The following is a 17126-nucleotide window of genomic DNA, read 5'->3' on the forward strand; positions in this document are numbered from 1 at the left end:
ACCTCGACCCAGCAGAGGTCCCGCGCAGTCGAGGTACAACGACCCCACCCGAACGTCACCGCATACCTCCACCCACCAGGACCCCCACCCGGTCGAGGTACGACGTCACCGGAGGATGAGACCGTCGCTGTCGCCGTCGCGGTCGATCGTCACGGTGTCCCCGTCGTGGACGGTGCCGGCGAGCAGGGCACGGGCGAGCCGGTCGCCGATCTCGCGCTGGACGAGCCGGCGCAGCGGGCGCGCGCCGTAGGCGGGGTCGTACCCGGTGATGGCCAGCCACTCCCGCGCCGCGTCGGTCACCTCGAGGGTCATCCGGCGGTCGGCGAGCCGGGTCGCGAGGGCTCGGACCTGGAGCTCGACGATGTGGCTGAGCTCGTCGGTGGACAGCGGGTCGAACACGACGATCTCGTCGAGCCGGTTGAGGAACTCGGGCTTGAAGGTCGCCCGGACCATCCCCATGACCGCGTCGTGCTTCGCCTGGTCCGACATCGTCGGGTCGGTGAGGAACTGCGACCCGAGGTTGCTCGTCATGACGAGGATGACGTTGCGGAAGTCGACCGTCCGGCCCTGACCGTCGGTGAGCCGCCCGTCGTCGAGGACCTGCAGGAGGATGTCGAAGGTCTCCGGGTGGGCCTTCTCCACCTCGTCGAGGAGGACGACGGAGTAGGGACGCCGGCGCACCGCCTCGGTGAGCTGACCGCCCTCCTCGTACCCGACATACCCCGGGGGTGCCCCGATGAGACGGGCGACGGCGTGCCGCTCGGAGTACTCGCTCATGTCGATGCGGACCATGGCCCGCTCGTCGTCGAAGAGGAAGTCGGCGAGGCTCTTGGCGAGCTCGGTCTTGCCGACACCCGTCGGGCCGAGGAAGAGGAAGGACCCGGTCGGCCGGTCGGGGTCGGCGAGGCCCGCGCGGGAGCGACGGACCGCGTCGGACACGGCCTCGACCGCCTTCACCTGGCCGACGAGCCGCGAGCCGATGATCGACTCCATCGACAGCAGCTTCTCGGTCTCGCCCTGGAGGAGACGACCGGCCGGTATGCCGGTCCACGCCGAGATGACCTCGGCGATGTCGTCGGCGCCGACGCGCTCCTTGACCATGAGGTCGCTGGAGTTCAACCCCGCGGCGACCTCGGCCTCGTTGGCCGCGGCGAGCTGCTTCTCCAGCTGCGGGATCTCGCCGTAGAGCAGGCGCGATGCCCCTTCGTAGTCGCCCTCGCGCTGGAGCCGCTCGGCCTGGGTGCGGGCCTCGTCGACCTTCGCCTTGAGCTCGCCGACCTTGTTGAGGCCCGACTTCTCCGCCTCCCACCGCGAGGTGAGCGTCGCGAGCTCCTCGGACCGGTCGGCGAGATCCTTGCGGAGCCGGTCGAGGCGCTCGACGGACGCGGCGTCCTTCTCATTGACGAGGTGGAGCTCCTCCATCTTGAGCCGGTCGACGGCGCGACGGAGCTCGTCGATCTCGACGGGGCTGGAGTCGATCTCCATCCGCAGCCGGGAGGCGGCCTCGTCGACGAGGTCGATCGCCTTGTCGGGGAGCTGCCGACCACTGATGTAGCGGTCGGAGAGGCTCGCGGCCGCGACGAGCGCGGTGTCCTCGATCTCGACCTTGTGGTGTGCCTCGTAGCGCTCCTTGAGACCGCGGAGGATGGCGATGGTGTCCTCGACCGAGGGTTCGCCGACGAAGACCTGCTGGAACCGGCGCTCGAGGGCGGCGTCCTTCTCGATGTGCTCGCGGTACTCGTCGAGGGTCGTCGCGCCGACGAGGCGCAGCTCGCCGCGCGCGAGGAGGGGCTTGAGCATGTTGCCGGCGTCCATCGCCGACTCACCCGTCGCTCCCGCGCCGACGACGGTGTGCAGCTCGTCGATGAAGGTGACGATCTGTCCCTCGGAGGCCTTGATCTCCTCCAGGACGGCCTTGAGGCGCTCCTCGAACTCGCCGCGGTACTTCGCGCCGGCCACCATGGCGCCGAGGTCGAGGCTCACGAGACGCTTGTCGCGCAGGCTCTCGGGGACGTCGCCGTCGACGATGCGCTGGGCGAGCCCCTCGACGACGGCCGTCTTGCCGACGCCGGGCTCGCCGATGAGCACGGGGTTGTTCTTCGTCCGGCGGGAGAGGACCTGGATGACCCGACGGATCTCCGCGTCGCGGCCGATGACGGGGTCGAGCTTGCCGTCGCGGGCCGCCTGGGTGAGGTCGGTGCCGTACTTCTCGAGGGCCTCGCTCGTCGCCTCCGGGTTCTCGGACGTGACGTGGTGGCCCGCCCGGAGGCTCTCGATCTGGGCCTCGACGGCGCGGGCGTCCGCCTGGATGGCGCCCTTCTCGATGAGGGCGAGGACGAGCAGGTCGGTCGACAGGTAGGTGTCTCCCTTGGCCTGCATGAGCGTCTGCGCCGCCTGGAGCACGGCAAGCGTGTCCTGGGACAGGCCGGGCGACTGGACGGAGGAGCCGCTCGTATGCGGCATCCGGGCCAGCGCACGCTGCGCCTCCGCGGCGACGGCCTGGGCGGACGTGCCACCGGCGGCGAGCAGGGCGGGCGTCGTCGTCTCCGCCTGTTCGGCGAGGGCGACGGCCAGGTGGGCAGGGACGATCTCGGGGTTTCCGGCGGTCTGTGCCGACCGCTGGGCGACGGCCAGGGCCTCGGCGACCTTGGTCGTGGGCTTCAGCTCCATGAAGGCGGCTCCTTGGGTACGGGGGATGGGAGATTCTCCTACGGTCCAACCACCCCAAAGTTGAGCCTATTCCACTCAACCTCGGGTATGCCATTCCGGTCGCGTGTCATGGACGAGCCGGCGGTGGTGCACAGGCCCCGATCGGGTGCCAGACCGCCAGGCGACCGCCCCCGCACCGGCCCCGCCGTGGTGCACAGGCCCCGATCGGGTGGCAGACCGCCAGCCGACCACCGCGGCACCAGCCTGGCCGTGGTGCACAGGCCCCGATCGGGTGGCAGACCGCCAGGCGACCACCGCGGCACCAGCCTGGCCGTGGTGCACAGGCCCCGATCGGGTGCCAGACCGCCAGGAGGGGTGGGGTGGGGGGTGGGCTTGGGTCAGCAGGTGGCGTCGATCGAGCTCACCGCACCGTCGTCGGGCTCGGTGGTCGTCGAGCTCCCGTGCGTCGAGGTCTTCGAGGGTGACGCGGCGCTCGTCGTCGGCGTCGCCGTCGCGGCCGGGTGGTCCGCGACCGCCTTGTGGACGAGGCGGCGGATCTTGGCGTAGTCGGGGTTGGACACGTTCACGACCTGGTCGGTGATCGGCAGGCTGCTGATCGTGCCGTTCTGGATCCGCTGGACGAGCGTGACCCAGGCCTCGAGATCGCTCTGGGGGATGTCCACCGTCACGTTGTTCTTGAACACCTCGGCGAGCGCCCCGTAGTTCGCGAGCATCTTCACGGGGTTCGACTGGTCGAGCAGCGCGCCGACCATGCAGCGCTGCCGCCGCATCCGGCTGTAGTCGTCGGACTGCGCCCGGGACCGGGCATACCAGAGCGCCTCCTTGCCGTCGAGGTGCTGGCGGCCCGGCTCGATCCACGCCTGCCTGCCGGTCGTCCAGACGATGCCGCCGGCGCCGTCGCTCTTGCAGTTCATGCAGATCCGGCTCTTGACGTCGACGGTCACCCCGCCCATCGCGTCGACGAGCTGCTGGAAGCCCTTGAGGTCGATGATGACGCTCTGGTTGATCGTCAGCCCGGTGATCCTCCCGAGGGCCCGCCGGGTCTCGGTGTAGCCCGGTGCCGGGTCTCCGGGGAAGAGGTCCTTGTGCTGCTCGGCGAGCGTCCAGATGCCGTTGAGCAGGCAGTCCTGGTTCACGCCGGACTGCGGGTTGATGCAATGGAACCCGTCGGGATAGAGCGCGTGGAGCGGGTCGTCGGCAGCGAACGGCACCCGGTCGAGGTTGCGGGGCAGCCCGATGAGAACCGTGTCGCCCGTCTTGGTGTTGATGCTCGCGACCATCATCGAGTCCGACCGCACACCGATCCGGCCCTTGCCGGAGTCCGCGCCGATGAGCATGACGTTGACGCGGGGGATGTCGGCCCACGGATCCTTCTTCTCGGCGGCCGGCTTCACCGCGTTGACCGACGCGGGGTCCCCTCCGTCGGAGAACACCGTCCCGACCACGTCGCGCTGGATGGCGATGGCGCGGGCGCCGATGAGGGCGGGGAAGACGACGAGGCAGCAGCACAGGGCGGCGAACACCCTCGTCGTCCACGACTCGACGCGCGTCGCGTCCTGGGGGCGGGTCGTCACCGCCGTCACGACGATGAACGCGGCCCACAGCAGGGCTCCGCCGAGCAGACCGACGAGGATGACGAGCAGCTTGCTCCGGTCGACCCCGATGGACAGGGCCGTCGACATGGCGCCCTGGCTCATGACCCTGACGAGCGCATACACGCCGGCGACGACGAAGAGCGCGAGGACCCCGGCGCCGAGCCACCGCCGACGCGTCCCGAGCAGCCCGCTCCCGGGGACGACGGTGCTCGAGCCCGTGAGAAGATAGAAGCGCCGCATCTGGCGTCTTCGGGCCTCCAGACGGGACCGTCGACCGACATCCTCTAACGACACAGGGCTTGGCTCCTCGCGGTTGCAGGAAAAGATGGACGGTTGGGCTGGCAGACCCACGTCCACCGGCCAGTATGACCGACGAACCTGCGAAAACGATGTATGCGGGTTCCTCCCCTCTTCGACGACGCACCCGGGCGCCCGGTTGGGCCCGCTCTTCCCCCGCTCCGCCCGCCCCTAGACCACTCCCCCCGCACGTGCCGAGTTGTTGTCGTCATCCTGGCCTTTCGACGACATCTTCTCGGCACGTGCACCGACCCACCCCGCACGTGCCGAGTTGTTGTCGTCATCCTGGCCTTTCGACGGCATCTTCTCGGCACGTGCACCGAACCACCCCGCACGTGCCGAGTTGTTGTCGCCACCTCGGCCTTTCGACGACATCTTCTCGGCACGTGCGACATCTGCGCGGCGGGTGGGCGTGGGAGGCGAGTCAGAAGAGGCCGACGATCTCGCCGTCGTCGTCGAGATCGATCGACATCGCCGCGGGAGCGGAGGACAGACCGGGCATCGTGCGCATGTCGCCCGCAATGGCGTAGACGTAACCCGCCCCGGCGGCGGCGCGGACCTCACGGACCGGCAGCCGCCACCCGGTCGGGGCGCCCCGGAGCGTCGGGTCGGACGAGATCGACAGGTGGGTCTTGGCGATGACGACGGGGAAGGCGCCGTAGCCGAGCTCCTCGAACCGGGCCAGGTCGCGCGCCGCGGCCGGGGTGTAGTCGACGCCGTCGGCGCCGTAGACCTTCGTCGCGACGGCCTCGATCTTGTCGGTGAGGCAGGCGTCCATCGGGTACGTCGGGGTGAACTCGTGCTCCTCCGCGCACGCGGCGACGACCGCCTCGGCGAGGTCGGCCGCGCCGGCTCCCCCGTCGACGACGTGGGTCGCGACGGCCACGCGGGCTCCGGCCGCCTCGGCCGCGGCGCGGATGACGTCGTGCTCGCTGTCGAAGTCGGTGGGGAACCGGTTGATCGCGACGACCGGCGAGACGCCGAAGGAGCGGACGATCTCGATGTGCTTGACGAGGTTCGCGAGGCCGGCCCGGACGTCGTCGGGGTTCTCCTCGATCATCTCCGGCGGCAGCGGCTTCCCGGCGACGACGCGGTACCGGCCCGAGTGGGTCTTCAGCGCCCGGACCGTGACGACGAGGACCGCCGCGTCCGGCTGGAGGCCCGCGACGCGACACTTGACGTTGAAGAAGCGCTCGGCGCCCATGTCGGAGCCGAAGCCGGCCTCGGTGAGCAGGTAGTCGGCGGCGTGGATCCCGACCCGGTCGGCGACGATCGAGGAGTTGCCCGTCGCGATGTTGCCGAACGGGCCGGCGTGGATGAGGACCGGCCCGTGCTCGATGGTCTGCATGAGGTTCGGCTTGAGCGCCTCCTTCATGATGACCGCCATCGCCCCCGCGGCGTGGAGGTCCTCGGCCGTGACCGGCTCACCGGCATACGTGTAGCCGACGACGATCCGGCCGAGCCGGGCGCGCATGTCCCGCAGGGACGTCGACAACGCGAGGATCACCATGACCTCGCTCGCCGCCGTGATGTCGAACCCGGCCTGACGCGGCACGCCGTCGACGCGGGCCCCGAGTCCGACGACGATGTTGCGCAGCGAGCGGTCGTTGACGTCGAGGACGCGGCGCCAGGCGATGTTGCGCGGGTCGAGGCCCAGCTGGTTGCCGTGGTGGAGGTGGTTGTCGACGATCGCCGCGAGCATGTTGTGGGCCGCCGTGACGGCGTGGAAGTCCCCCGTGAGGTGGAGGTTGAGCGTCTCCATCGGGACGACCTGGCTGCGGCCCGCGCCGGCGGCGCCGCCCTTGATGCCGAAGGTCGGGCCCATCGACGGCTGCCGGATCGCGAGGATGGAGCGCTTGCCGATGTGCTGCAGCCCCTGGGCCAGGCCGACGGACGTCGTCGTCTTGCCCTCGCCGAGCGGTGTCGGCGTGATGGCGGTGATGACGACGTACTTGGCTCTCGGCCGATCGGCCAGGTCGTCGATGGCGGCGAGCTCGATCTTGGCGACGTGCCGGCCGTGCGGCTCGATGTGCTCGGGTCTGAGGCCGGCCGCCTCCGCGACCTCGGCGATGGGCAGCAGGGTGGCGGCGCGAGCGATCTCGAGATCGCTCGGCGGTGACGTCGTCGGCACAACCCCATCCTGTACCCCCGGGGTACTCTCGGTAGCCACTTCGGCCCGGACGCCTCCCGTGCGTCAGCGGCCGGCGCCGCTCGCGTCAGCGGCCGGCGCCGCTCGCAGCCGCGCTGGGCGTGGCTCCCGTCGGCGATGGACGCGCCTGCGTCAGCGGTGGGCGCGGCCCGTCTCCGGCGCCGTCGCGAGGGCGCTCTCCCAGCGCTGCTCGACCCTGCCCCACCGCCACACGCCGACCGCGAGGGCCCAGGTGAGGATGAAGAGGGCGACGATGGCATACCCGACGTAGTCGAGGCCGATGTTCCCGATGGCGGCGAGCGGCCCCGTCGTGATGTCGAGCCGAGCGGCGAGGACCGAGATGAGCTCGATCCCGCCGATGACGAGGGCCACGGTCACCGAGAGGGCCGTGACCGTCATGTTGTAGTAGATCTTGCGGACCGGGCGCGCGAAGGCCCAGCCGTAGGCCGCATTCATGAAGGCGCCGTCGAAGGAGTCGAGGAGGCTCATGCCGGCGGTGAACAGCAGCGGCAGGGTGAGGATGGCATACCAGGGCAGCTGCACCGCGGCCGCGCCCCCGGCGAGGATGAGCAGGCTGACCTCGGTCGCCGTGTCGAACCCGAACCCGAAGAGGACGCCGACGGGATAGATGTGCCAGGGCCTGCGGACGATCCTCGTCAACCCCCCGAACATCCGGTAGAGCGCGCCCTTGTTCGCGAGGGTCTCCTCGAGCTCGGCCTCGTCGACGGTCCCCCGGCGCATCCGGCGGAAGACCTTGACGATCCCGAGGAGCGTCGCGAGGTTGACGAGGCCGAGGGCGATGAGGAAGAGGCCGGACACCGTCGGCCCCCAGACCCCCGTCACCGTGTGCAGGGTCGAGTCGTCGGACTCGACCTGGCCCACGAGCGACCGGATGCCGAGGGCGAGGAGGGTGCACATGGCGAAGACGACGGTCGAGTGGCCCAGGGAGAACCAGAAGCCGACGGTGACCGGCTTCTGGCCGTCCTCCATGAGCTTGCGGGTCGTGTTGTCGATGGCGGCGATGTGGTCGGCGTCGAAGGCGTGCCGCATGCCGAGGGTGTATGCCGTGAGCCCGAGGCCGATCCCGAAGGCCTGGGACCCGAGGACGTAGTGCTGCGGAGCCACGACCCCGACGAGGAGAGCGAACCCGACGACGTGCAGGGCGAGGACGGCGGCGGTCATGAGACCGATCGCGATCCACTGGGGGCGTCCGAAGTGCGCGGTCACCCCGCCATTATTGCGAACATTTCGCAGCAGTGCTCCCCCGACCCCGACGAGGCCCGCTCAGGGACGCCATCGGGGGTCGCGGCCCAGCCGGCCGAGGAGCCGATCCTGCCGGCTCGCGTCCCGCGGCACCTCGACCGCCGCTGCGCAGACGCCGTCCCCGTAGAGGTGGTCGCCGAACCCGTCCGCCGCCCGCTCGACCATCGTCAGCTCCTCCTCCTCGAACGTGTCCGCGACGCCGACGGCCCGCGCGATGTCGTTGCGGTGCACGATGAGGTCGAACCCGTAGAAGTCGGCCAGCATGGCCCCGACGGTCGTGTCGCCGAACATGCCGGTGTATGCCGCGTCGGCGACGGCGGGATCGGCGAGCAGGCCGGAGAGCTCGTCGTGGTGGCGGCGCCAGCCCGCGACCGGGTCGGCGGCGACCTCCGGGCGCTCCTCGAGCGGGACGCCGGCCCGCCGGAGGAACTCCCGCTCGCTGTCGACGACGTGGGCGACGACGTCGGCGGCGGACCATCCCTCGCACGGCGAGGGGTTCGTCCAGGCGCTCGGAGCGGTGGTGTCGATGACGGCGTCGAAGCGGCGCGCGAGGGTCTCGTAGCGCTCGTGGCTCGACGGCTTCGTGGTCTCCGACGCCGTGGTGCTCGGTGCCGTGATGTCCGGTGTCGTGGTGTGTGGTGTCGGTGTGTGTGGTGTTGACGTCATGGAACGACAGTAGGTCGGGGCACCGACACGACGATTGTCATAATCCGACAATGGCGAGCCAGGGCCCGCGGCCGGTCGAGCCGGTCGACCGAGCGCACCTCACCGCTGCCGACCGGCCGTCGCCGCCCATCTGGCGCTACGCGCCGTCGGACGACCTCGGGGACCTCGTCATGCGCTACTGGGTCCCGGTGTGGGACCTTCCGGCCGGGTTGACGTGGAGCCAACAGGTCCTCCAGTACCCCGTCTGCCTCATCGTCGTCTCGACGACGTATGCCATCGCCGTGGGCCCGGACACCGGCCTCGGGCGGGTGGACCTCGCGGGGACGGGGTGGGGGGTCGGCACGATGCTCCAGCCCGCCGCCGGCTCGCTCCTCCTCGGTGGCTCCGTCGCCCCGCTCACCGACCACCGCGTCGACCTCGCGACGCTGCCATCCCTCGACGGGGCGCGTCTCGTCGAGGAGATCCGCGGGATCATGGCGCCCGACCCGGCCTCCCCGAGGCGTCACCTCGAGGCGCTGCGTGCCGTCGAGAGCCGCATCCGCCGTCTCGGCCCCGTCGACGAGGCCGGTCAGGTCTGCAACAACGTCGTCGCGCTCCTCGAGGCACGCCCCGACATCGTCCACGTCGCTGACCTGTGCGCCGCCCTGCGGATGACCGAGCGATCCCTCCAGCGGCTGACGACCGAGCGGATGGGGCTCACCCCGAAGTGGCTCATCCAGCGCCGCCGCCTCCATGATGCGACGCTCGCCATCAAGGAGGGCCGCGGCGACCTCGCCTCGATCGCCGTCGAGTCCGGGTATGCCGACCAGGCCCACTTCACGCGTGACTTCAAGCGGTTCACGGGGATGACGCCGGGCGCCTACCTCCGCGCCCAGCGGCCCGCCTGACGGCAGCTGCCGGGCCGCGCGGCAGTGCTGGCTGGGTCTGGTGCTCGGGCTCGGGCTCGGGCTCGGAGCAGTCAGTCGCCGCTCGGGGAGGAGATCGCCCTTCGCGCGAGCGGAAGCACGATGGCGAGCCACGGCGCCACCGTCGAGGGTCGGGAGGCCACGAGGGCGGAGACCTCGGCGGGCGTCGCCCAGCAGACCTCGGCGACCTCGTCGGGACGCGGGTCGACCCCTCCGAGAAGCCGCCCGAACAGGACGTGGTCGAACTCGTGCTCGGCGAGCCCCGAGACGGGGTCGGCGGCTTCGTAGACGACGGTGCCGACGCCCCGCAGCGGGCCCGCCACGGCGCCGAGCTCCGCGGCGAGGCGGCGGCGGGCGGTCTCCTCGACGTCCTCCCCAGGGGCCGGGTGGCCGCACGCGGTGTTGGCCCACAGGCCGGCGAAGTGGTACTTGGCGTCGCTGCGGCGCTGGAGCAGCAGTCGTCCGGCCCCGTCGTGGAGGAAGACCGAGATCGCCCGGTGCAGCGGGGCCGGCGGCCGGTGGGCGGCCAGCTTGGGGGCCACTCCCACCTCGACGTCGTCCTCGTCGACGAGGACGACGGGCGGATCGTCGGAGGGTCCGGCGGTCTCCTCGCTCATCAGCGGCGGGAGGCCGGAGGCCGCCAGACGACGAGCGCCCCAGGCGTATCGCGACCGACCGGCGGCGCGCCGCGCCGCATCGCGACGTCGCCGCTCGGCGACACCGCGAAGAACCGCGCGCTGGCTCCGTGGGTGACCCTGTCGAGCTCCTCGCGCAGCTCGCGAACCCGAGCCTGGAGCGCCTCGACCTGGTTGGTCAGCTCGAGGATGCGCTGGATCCCGGCGAGGCTCACGCCCTCCTCCTGGGACAGCCGCTGGACCTCGCGCAGCTGCGCGACGTCGCGGGCCGAGTAGCGCCGGCCGCCGCCGCGGGTCCGCGACGGGGTGACGAGGCCGAGCCGGTCGTACTGCCGCAACGTCTGCGCGTGCATACCGGCGAGCTCGGCCGCCACGGAGATGACGAAGACCGGGGCGTCGTCGTCGGAGGCGAAGACCGAGGAGTCGTCGGGGGCGAAGACCGGCGCAGCCTCGCCGGCCGGCCGTCGCCCCGTGGCCGAGGGGCCGAGGGGGCGAGGGCCGCCGGGGACCCCGCGGGCACGGGCGGCACCACCCGCAGCAGCCGCGCTGTAGGGGGTCGTCCTCCGCTCACCCGCAGGCATCACTCGCCGGCCTTCGCGAACAGCTCGGCCCGCGGGTCGTAGTCGCCCTCCTGCTTGCGGAGAGCCTCGACCGCCTCGCGTGCTTCGCCGGAGAGTCGTTGCGGGACAACGACGTTCACCTTGGCAAGCAGATCACCCGTGTGGGAGCTCGTCTTCACGCCACGGCCCTTGACACGCAGCACCCGACCGCTCGGTGTGCCCGGGGCGACCTTCACGCGCACCGAGCCGCCGTTCAGCGTCGGCACCCGCACGGTGGCCCCCAGGGTGGCCTCGGCGAAGGTCACCGGCAGGTCGACCGTGAGGTTGTCGCCGTCGCGGCCGAAGACGGGGTGCTTGTCGACCGTCACGGTGAGGATGAGGTCGCCGCTCGGCGCGCCGGCGTCACCGGGGGCGCCCTTGCCGCGGAGCCGGATCTTCTGGCCGTCCTTGACCCCGGCGGGGATCCGGGTCGTGATCGACCGGCCCTCCGGCGTCTGCAGGGTGACCGTCGCACCCTCGACCGCGTCGCGGAACGACAGGCTCGTCCGGGCCGTGACGTCCTGGCCCTTGCGGGGACCGGCCGGTGCGCCGTACCCCGAGAAGGGGTCGCCCCCGCCGTATGCCGTGCCACCTCCACCCCCGCCGAACATCTGGCTGAGGATGTCGTTGATGTCGGCCTGACCACCCGCCCCTCCGGCCCCGCCGGATCCGCGGAATCCCGTTCCGCCGGTGGAGAACCGGACGTTTCCTCCGCGTCCGCCGCCGAACGCGCTGAAGATGTCCTCGAAGCCGCCGTTGCCGCCCCCCGGTCCGCCGGCCGTGAACCGCGCGCCGCCGCGAGCCATCTGCCGCACGGCGTCGTACTCGTGGCGCTCCTCGGGGTCGGACAGGACGGCATACGCCTCGCCGACGTCCTTGAACCGCTGTTCCGCCGCGGCATCCCCCGGGTTCTGGTCCGGGTGCAGCTTGCGGGCGAGCTTGCGGTATGCCTTCTTGATGGCCGCGTCGTCGGCGTCCTGCGGGACGCCGAGGATCGCGTAGAAGTCCTTCTCGAACCAGTCCTGGCTGGCCATCGTGGCGTCCTCCTCTCAGGCGTCGGAAACGCTTGTCTCGTATGCGATCACGTGGGGTCGGCCACTGCCACCCGCGCGGGACGGATGACACGGTCACCCGTACGGTAGCCCGGCTGGAGGACCGTGACGACGGTCGTCGTCGTCGCGTCCTTCGGCAGGGCGGGGTTGTCGGCGTCCCACGAGGTATGCATGAGGGCCTCGTGGACGAGCGGGTCGAACTCGACCCCGACGTCGCCGAACCGCTCGAGCCCGAACTTGCCGAGCGTCGACTCGAGCTTGTCCGCGATGGAGGCGAACGGCCCCGCCACGAGGTCGCCGTGCTGGCGCGCCGCGTGGATGTCGTCGAGGACGGGCAGGAGCGCGTCGAGGACGGACTGGACCGCCGCCTCCTGGACGACGGCGCGGTCACGGTCGACGCGTCGCTTGTAGTTGACGTACTCGGCCTGGAGCCGCTGGAGGTCATCGAGCCGCTCGGCCGCGAGGGCCGTGTCCGGGTGGACCGACGGCGCGGCGGGCGACGGCCGGCCGGTGGTGGGCTCGAACGTCGTCTCGCCCACCACCTCCCGTTCGGTCTCGGCGGGGTCGCCCGCCGCCGCGTCGGCCGCGGCGGCGGGAACCTCGTCGTTGACGTACTCGGTGTTCACCGCGTCGTCGTTCACCGAGTCGTCCTCACCAGGCATACGGCCCGGGAAAGGAGTCTCGGTCACTTGGCGTCCTCGTCCTCGTCGACGACCTCGGCGTCGACGACATCGTCATCGGAGTCGGAGCCGCCCGTCGAACCGGTCTGGTCGCCCGCACCCGCCGAGCCGGCACCGGCATCACCGGCGGCCTGCTGCTCCGCCGCGCTCGCGGCATACAGGGCAGCGCCCATCTTCTGGGACTCCTCGTTGAGCGTGTCGACCTTCGTCGAGATGTCCGACGCGCTCGCGCCCGAGTCCGGCTTGAGGGCCCCCTTGAGGTCCGCGAGGGCCTCGTCGACGGGCTTGCGCTGCTCCTCGGTGAGCTTCTCTCCGCTGTCCTGGAGGAACTTCTCCGTCGAGTAGACGAGGTTCTCGGCCGTGTTGCGGGCCTCGGTCTCCTCACGGCGCTTGGCGTCCTCGGCGGCGTGCGCCTCGGCGTCCTTGACCATCCGCTCGATCTCCTCCTTCGACAGCGCGCTGCCGCCGGAGATGGTGATCTTCTGCTCCTTGCCGGTGCCGCGGTCCTTCGCCGACACGTTGACGATGCCGTTCGCGTCGATGTCGAAGGTCACCTCGATCTGCGGGACGCCGCGGGGTGCCGGGGCGATCCCGGACAGGTCGAACGTGCCGAGCGCCTTGTTCTGCTGCGCGATCTCGCGCTCGCCCTGGAAGACCTGGATGAGCACCGACGGCTGGTTGTCCTCCGCCGTGGAGAACACCTCCGACCGCTTCGTCGGGATCGCGGTGTTGCGCTCGATGAGCTTGGTGAACAGGCCGCCCTTGGTCTCGATGCCGAGCGAGAGCGGGGTGACGTCGATGAGGAGGACGTCCTTGCGCTCGCCCTTGAGGACGCCCGCCTGCAGTGCCGCCCCGACGGCGACGACCTCGTCCGGGTTGACGCCCTTGTTGGGCTCCTTGCCGCCGGTCAGTTCCTTGACGAGGTTGCTGACGGCCGGCATCCGGGTGGAACCGCCGACGAGGACGACGTGGTCGATGTCGGAGATGGAGATCCCGGCGTCCTTGATGACGTTGTGGAACGGCTGCTTCGTGCGCTCCAGGAGGCTCTTGGTCATCTGCTCGAACTGCGCCCGCGTGATCGTCTCGTCGAGGTGGATCGGGCCGTTCTCGCTCATCGAGAGGTACTGGAGGGAGACGTTCGTGCTCGTCGAGCTCGACAGCTCCTTCTTGGCCTGCTCCGCCGCGTCGCGCAGCCGCTGCATGGCGATCTTGTCCTTGGACAGGTCGACGCCGGTGTTGTTCTTCACCGTCGTGAGCAGGTGGTTGACGATGGCGTCGTCCCAGTCGTCGCCGCCGAGCTGGTTGTCGCCGCTCGTCGCCCGGACCTGGATGGTGGAGAACCCGTCCTCGGGGTCCTTGCCGACCTCGAGGAGGGACACGTCGAAGGTGCCGCCGCCGAGGTCGAAGACGAGGATGAGCTCGTCCTCCTTGCCCTTGTCGAGGCCGTATGCGAGGGCCGCCGCCGTCGGCTCGTTGATGATCCGCAGGACGTTGAGGCCCGCGATCTCGCCGGCCTCCTTCGTCGCCTGGCGCTCGGCGTCGTCGAAGTATGCCGGGACGGTGATGACCGCGTCGGTCACCGTCTCGCCGAGGTAGGACTCGGCGTCCCGCTTGAGCTTCTGGAGGATCCGGGCGCTGATCTCCTGGGCCGTGTAGGTCTTGCCGTCGATCTCCGGCGACCTCCAGTCGGTGCCCATGTGGCGCTTGACGGAGCGGATGGTCCGCTCGACGTTCGTGACGGCCTGGCGCTTGGCGATCTCGCCGACGAGCACCTCGCCGTTCTTGGAGAACGCGACGACGGACGGAGTGGTCCGGCCCCCCTCGGCGTTCGCGATGATGGTGGGCTCGCCGCCTTCGAGGACGGCGACCGCGGAGTTGGTGGTACCGAGGTCGATGCCGACCGCACGTGCCATGGTGTGTGTCTCCTTGTGGTTGAGTACTTCGGACTCAAGCTATGGACCTGAGCGGTCATGCCGCAACTTCGGTCGTCAAACTTGCGCTCACTTGACTCAACTTTACGACCTCCCGTCTTGTTCCCGATCGGAGTGATGGATTCCAGGCGGGCCGAGGTGTAGGGGTGGGAGCCGCGGCGGGCAGCCCGGGCCCGGCGACGGGCAGCCCACCCGGCCGGGGCCGGCCCACGGACACCCAAAGGGACTCCGGCCCGGTATGCGAACCCCGCGCCGAGCACGAGGTCGGCCACCCTGGCCGGCCATTGGGTGTCCGTCGGACAGAGGCGTCCTGCCTCTCGCGAGAATCGGAGTCCACGGAACATGCGCCGCTACCACGATCCTGAGCGGGAGGACCGGCTGGACTCATCCAGTCGATGTGCGAGGAGATCGCCCACAGCGCGCTCGGGAAGGCTCTAGGCTCACGGTAATTCGTGCGTCTCTCGAGGACCTGCCGACAGGAGCTGCGTTGAGTCGAGGCCGAGTTGGTTCCACGGTCGCCCTTGCGGCGGGTGCACTCGTGATGGCCGCTTGCACGGCATCCGATGCGACTCCACCGAATACGCCGACCTCCACCTCCGGGACGGCTCGATCAGGCCCGACGGATCGATCGGCCCCGGATGCATCGGCCCCGACCTCGGCCGTGGGTGCCCGCACAGCCAAGGTCCACCCTTTCAATCAGCCTGTCCTCATTGAACCTGGGCTCACGGTGACGGTCTTCGAGCCCAGTGAGTTCGGGCTTCCGTACTCGACTGGGCGAACCGGCACCACCGCAGCTCGCATCACCATGCCGGTTCAGATAGACAACCACTCTCAGCATGGCTACAGACCTGGCCGCCTCGAGATCAGCGTCGTGTCGGCCGGCGCCGAGGGTGTTCCCGTCACGGGACGAGGCATAGGGCGGAACGAATCACCGGAATACGTGCTGCCACCGCAGGCTACCTACCAATGGCAGGTCGTCTTCGCCGTCAAGGATCCTTCCCACGTCGTGGTGACCGTGGACCCACACGTGCGGTACACGATCACGTTCGCCAACTGAGGCGAGCGACGACAGACCTCAGCCCTGCGCGGCGGACACGGGGCGAGGCCCAGGATGCGGGCCGAGCCGACCGGCGGACACCCAAAGGGACCCGGACCGGGTATGCGAGGCCGGCGACGAGCACGAGGTCGGCCACCCGGGGCGGGCATTTGGGTGTCCGTCGGTCGAGCGGGTGGGGCGAACGGGCGAATCGACCTCGCCGAGCCATCCGCTCGGCCGGGGCACGACGGCGGCGCTCAGGCGCGAAACGGCGGGTACTCCTGGAGCGCGCCGACCAGCCGGTCGACGTCCTCCTCGCTCGTGTACGGCGCCAGGCCGAACCGCATACCTCCCTCGGCGCCGAGGCCGAGCCGACGCGCGGGCTCGTAGGCGTAGAACGACCCGACGGGCGCGTTGATGCGCCGGGCCGCGAGATGCGCTCGCAGCGCCTGGAGGTCGACACCGTCGATCGTCACGAGGAGCGTGGGCGTGCGGCGCGCCGCCCGCGAGTGGACGGTCGCGCCCGGGAGCTCGAACAGCGCCTGCTCCAGCCGCCGGCGCAGGGCGTCCTCGTATGCCTCGAGTGCCGTCATCGAGGCGACGATGCGTTCGCGTCGTGAGGCTCCGGCCGGGGCGGTGAGACCAGTGGCTGGCGTGACCGGGGCCGTCGCCCCGACCGACGCGGGCGCGACCGATGATGGAGCGGCCGGCGCCGCAGGTGGGATGAGGTCGGCGAGGAAACCGACCGCCGCCGCGGTCCCGGCGAGCAGTTCGTAGGGCAGGGTTCCAAGCTCGAACCGCTCGGGCAGCGCGTCGGTCGACGGGAGCAGCTTGTCCGGCGCGAGGCGCTCGAGGGCCTCCGGGCGGCCCCACGTCGCGCCGCAGTGCGGCCCGAGGAACTTGTACGGCGAGCAGGCGAAGAAGTCGGCGCCCAGGGCCACCACGTCGATCGGCACATGAGCCGTCGCATGGACGCCGTCGACATGGAGCAGCGCACCGACGGCGTGGACCCGGTCGGCGATGGCGCGCACGTCCGGCATCGTGCCGATGAGGTTCGAGGCCGCCGTGACGGCGACGAGGCGCGTTCGCGGGCCGAGGACCTGCTCGACCGCGGCCGGGTCGAGCTCTCCGGTGAGCGGGTCGAGCTCGGCGAACCGCACCGTCACCCCGCGCGCCGCCGCCGCGATGACCCACGGCCGGACATTGGCGTCGTGGTCGAGGCTCGAGACGACGATCTCGTCGCCGGACTCCCACGTCTTGGCGAGCGCCCGCGACAGCTCGAAGGTGTTGTGGGTCATGCTCCGGCCGAAGAAGACACCGCCGGGTGTCGCGCCGAGCAGGTCCGCCACCGCCGACCGGGCCTCGAGGACGGTCTGCTCGGCATTCCGCTCCGCGGCGGTCGCCAGCCCGCGGTTGGCCAGCGGCGCGGTCAGCGTCTCGTAGATCGCCCGGGCGACCGGCTCCGGCGTCTGGGATCCTCCTGGGCCGTCGAAGTACGCCGTCCCGTCGGCCAACGCCGGAACCTGCGCGCGGATCCGGTCGATGTCGTATGCCGCCTGCCTGCTCCCGATCGTCGTCACCGGCCCAGCGTCTCAGGGTCCCGGCGGATCGAGGCATCCGGGCACTCTCGAGGGATCCCGGATCCGCG

The 17126-nt window shown here is 70.9% G+C and carries 12 protein-coding genes and 1 pseudogene; 2 read left to right on the forward strand and 11 right to left on the reverse strand.

What is annotated here, in order from left to right; all coding sequences use genetic code 11:
• Positions 1 to 105 precede the first annotated feature (105 nt).
• From clpB to BN12_RS01460, 5 genes are all read right to left on the reverse strand, one after another.
• Positions 106 to 2670: an ATP-dependent chaperone ClpB gene (gene clpB / locus BN12_RS01435; protein WP_048549722.1), complete on the reverse strand. Its 2565-nt coding sequence runs from the start codon at positions 2668 to 2670 to the stop codon at positions 106 to 108.
• A gap of 377 nt (positions 2671 to 3047) precedes the next feature.
• On the reverse strand, positions 3048 to 4505 hold the full coding sequence (locus BN12_RS01440; protein ID WP_048549723.1) for an LCP family protein: 1458 nt from the start codon (positions 4503 to 4505) through the stop codon (positions 3048 to 3050).
• A 481-nt stretch (positions 4506 to 4986) separates the two neighbouring features.
• On the reverse strand, positions 4987 to 6693 hold the full coding sequence (locus BN12_RS01450) for a formate--tetrahydrofolate ligase (protein ID WP_048549725.1): 1707 nt from the start codon (positions 6691 to 6693) through the stop codon (positions 4987 to 4989).
• A gap of 150 nt (positions 6694 to 6843) precedes the next feature.
• Positions 6844 to 7938, reverse strand: a complete 1095-nt coding sequence (nicT, locus tag BN12_RS01455) for a Nickel transporter NicT (RefSeq protein ID WP_235432265.1) — start codon at positions 7936 to 7938, stop codon at positions 6844 to 6846.
• 57 nt (positions 7939 to 7995) lie between these two features.
• The gene (locus BN12_RS01460) at positions 7996 to 8640 is read right to left on the reverse strand and encodes a maleylpyruvate isomerase family mycothiol-dependent enzyme (RefSeq protein WP_083454322.1); all 645 of its coding nucleotides are present in this window, start codon (positions 8638 to 8640) and stop codon (positions 7996 to 7998) included.
• 50 nt (positions 8641 to 8690) lie between these two features.
• On the opposite strand from BN12_RS01460, the gene BN12_RS01465 reads away from it, so the two are divergent.
• A complete protein-coding gene (locus BN12_RS01465) occupies positions 8691 to 9527 on the forward strand; it encodes a helix-turn-helix domain-containing protein (protein WP_048549727.1) in 837 nt (278 codons plus the stop codon).
• Positions 9528 to 9598: 71 nt separating this feature from the next.
• Here the strand turns inward: BN12_RS01465 and idi are convergent, their stop codons facing one another.
• The 5 genes and pseudogenes from idi to dnaK all read right to left on the reverse strand — a co-directional run bounded on the left by idi (position 9599) and on the right by dnaK (position 14424).
• On the reverse strand, positions 9599 to 10162 hold the full coding sequence (gene idi / locus BN12_RS01470) for an isopentenyl-diphosphate Delta-isomerase (protein WP_048549728.1): 564 nt from the start codon (positions 10160 to 10162) through the stop codon (positions 9599 to 9601).
• Positions 10162 to 10587, reverse strand: a pseudogene (locus BN12_RS25970) (heat shock protein transcriptional repressor HspR); the annotation flags it as partial. The gene idi and the pseudogene BN12_RS25970, both read right to left, overlap by 1 nt.
• Before the next feature lie 173 nt (positions 10588 to 10760).
• A complete protein-coding gene (locus BN12_RS01480; protein WP_048549729.1) occupies positions 10761 to 11813 on the reverse strand; it encodes a DnaJ C-terminal domain-containing protein in 1053 nt (350 codons plus the stop codon).
• 47 nt (positions 11814 to 11860) lie between these two features.
• Positions 11861 to 12520 (reverse strand): nucleotide exchange factor GrpE, encoded by a 660-nt coding sequence (gene grpE / locus BN12_RS01485; RefSeq protein ID WP_235432266.1) that lies wholly within the window; start codon positions 12518 to 12520, stop codon positions 11861 to 11863.
• Positions 12517 to 14424 (reverse strand): molecular chaperone DnaK, encoded by a 1908-nt coding sequence (gene dnaK / locus BN12_RS01490; RefSeq protein WP_048549731.1) that lies wholly within the window; start codon positions 14422 to 14424, stop codon positions 12517 to 12519. Before dnaK ends, grpE begins: the two co-directional genes overlap by 4 nt.
• 745 nt (positions 14425 to 15169) lie before the next feature.
• Between dnaK and BN12_RS24220 the strand changes: the two genes are divergently transcribed.
• The gene (locus BN12_RS24220; RefSeq protein ID WP_157635291.1) at positions 15170 to 15499 is read left to right on the forward strand and encodes a hypothetical protein; all 330 of its coding nucleotides are present in this window, start codon (positions 15170 to 15172) and stop codon (positions 15497 to 15499) included.
• Between the two features lie 236 nt (positions 15500 to 15735).
• Here BN12_RS24220 and BN12_RS01495 read toward each other — a convergent pair whose 3' ends face one another.
• A complete protein-coding gene (locus BN12_RS01495; RefSeq protein ID WP_083454323.1) occupies positions 15736 to 17058 on the reverse strand; it encodes an aminotransferase class V-fold PLP-dependent enzyme in 1323 nt (440 codons plus the stop codon).
• Positions 17059 to 17126 lie beyond the last annotated feature (68 nt).

Source organism: Nostocoides japonicum T1-X7 (assembly GCF_001046855.1).
Taxonomy (GTDB): domain Bacteria; phylum Actinomycetota; class Actinomycetes; order Actinomycetales; family Dermatophilaceae; genus Nostocoides; species Nostocoides japonicum.

What these genes read in the sequence shown, in the direction of transcription:
- BN12_RS01460 (WP_083454322.1), bottom strand. Translation starts at nt 8,640, where the DNA reads ATGACGTCAACACCACACACACCGACACCACACACCACGACACCGGAC.
- BN12_RS01465 (WP_048549727.1), top strand. Translation starts at nt 8,691, where the DNA reads ATGGCGAGCCAGGGCCCGCGGCCGGTCGAGCCGGTCGACCGAGCGCAC.
- dnaK (WP_048549731.1), bottom strand. Translation starts at nt 14,424, where the DNA reads ATGGCACGTGCGGTCGGCATCGACCTCGGTACCACCAACTCCGCGGTC.
- BN12_RS01440 (WP_048549723.1), bottom strand. Translation starts at nt 4,505, where the DNA reads ATGCGGCGCTTCTATCTTCTCACGGGCTCGAGCACCGTCGTCCCCGGG.
- clpB (WP_048549722.1), bottom strand. Translation starts at nt 2,670, where the DNA reads ATGGAGCTGAAGCCCACGACCAAGGTCGCCGAGGCCCTGGCCGTCGCC.
- BN12_RS01480 (WP_048549729.1), bottom strand. Translation starts at nt 11,813, where the DNA reads ATGGCCAGCCAGGACTGGTTCGAGAAGGACTTCTACGCGATCCTCGGC.
- idi (WP_048549728.1), bottom strand. Translation starts at nt 10,162, where the DNA reads ATGAGCGAGGAGACCGCCGGACCCTCCGACGATCCGCCCGTCGTCCTC.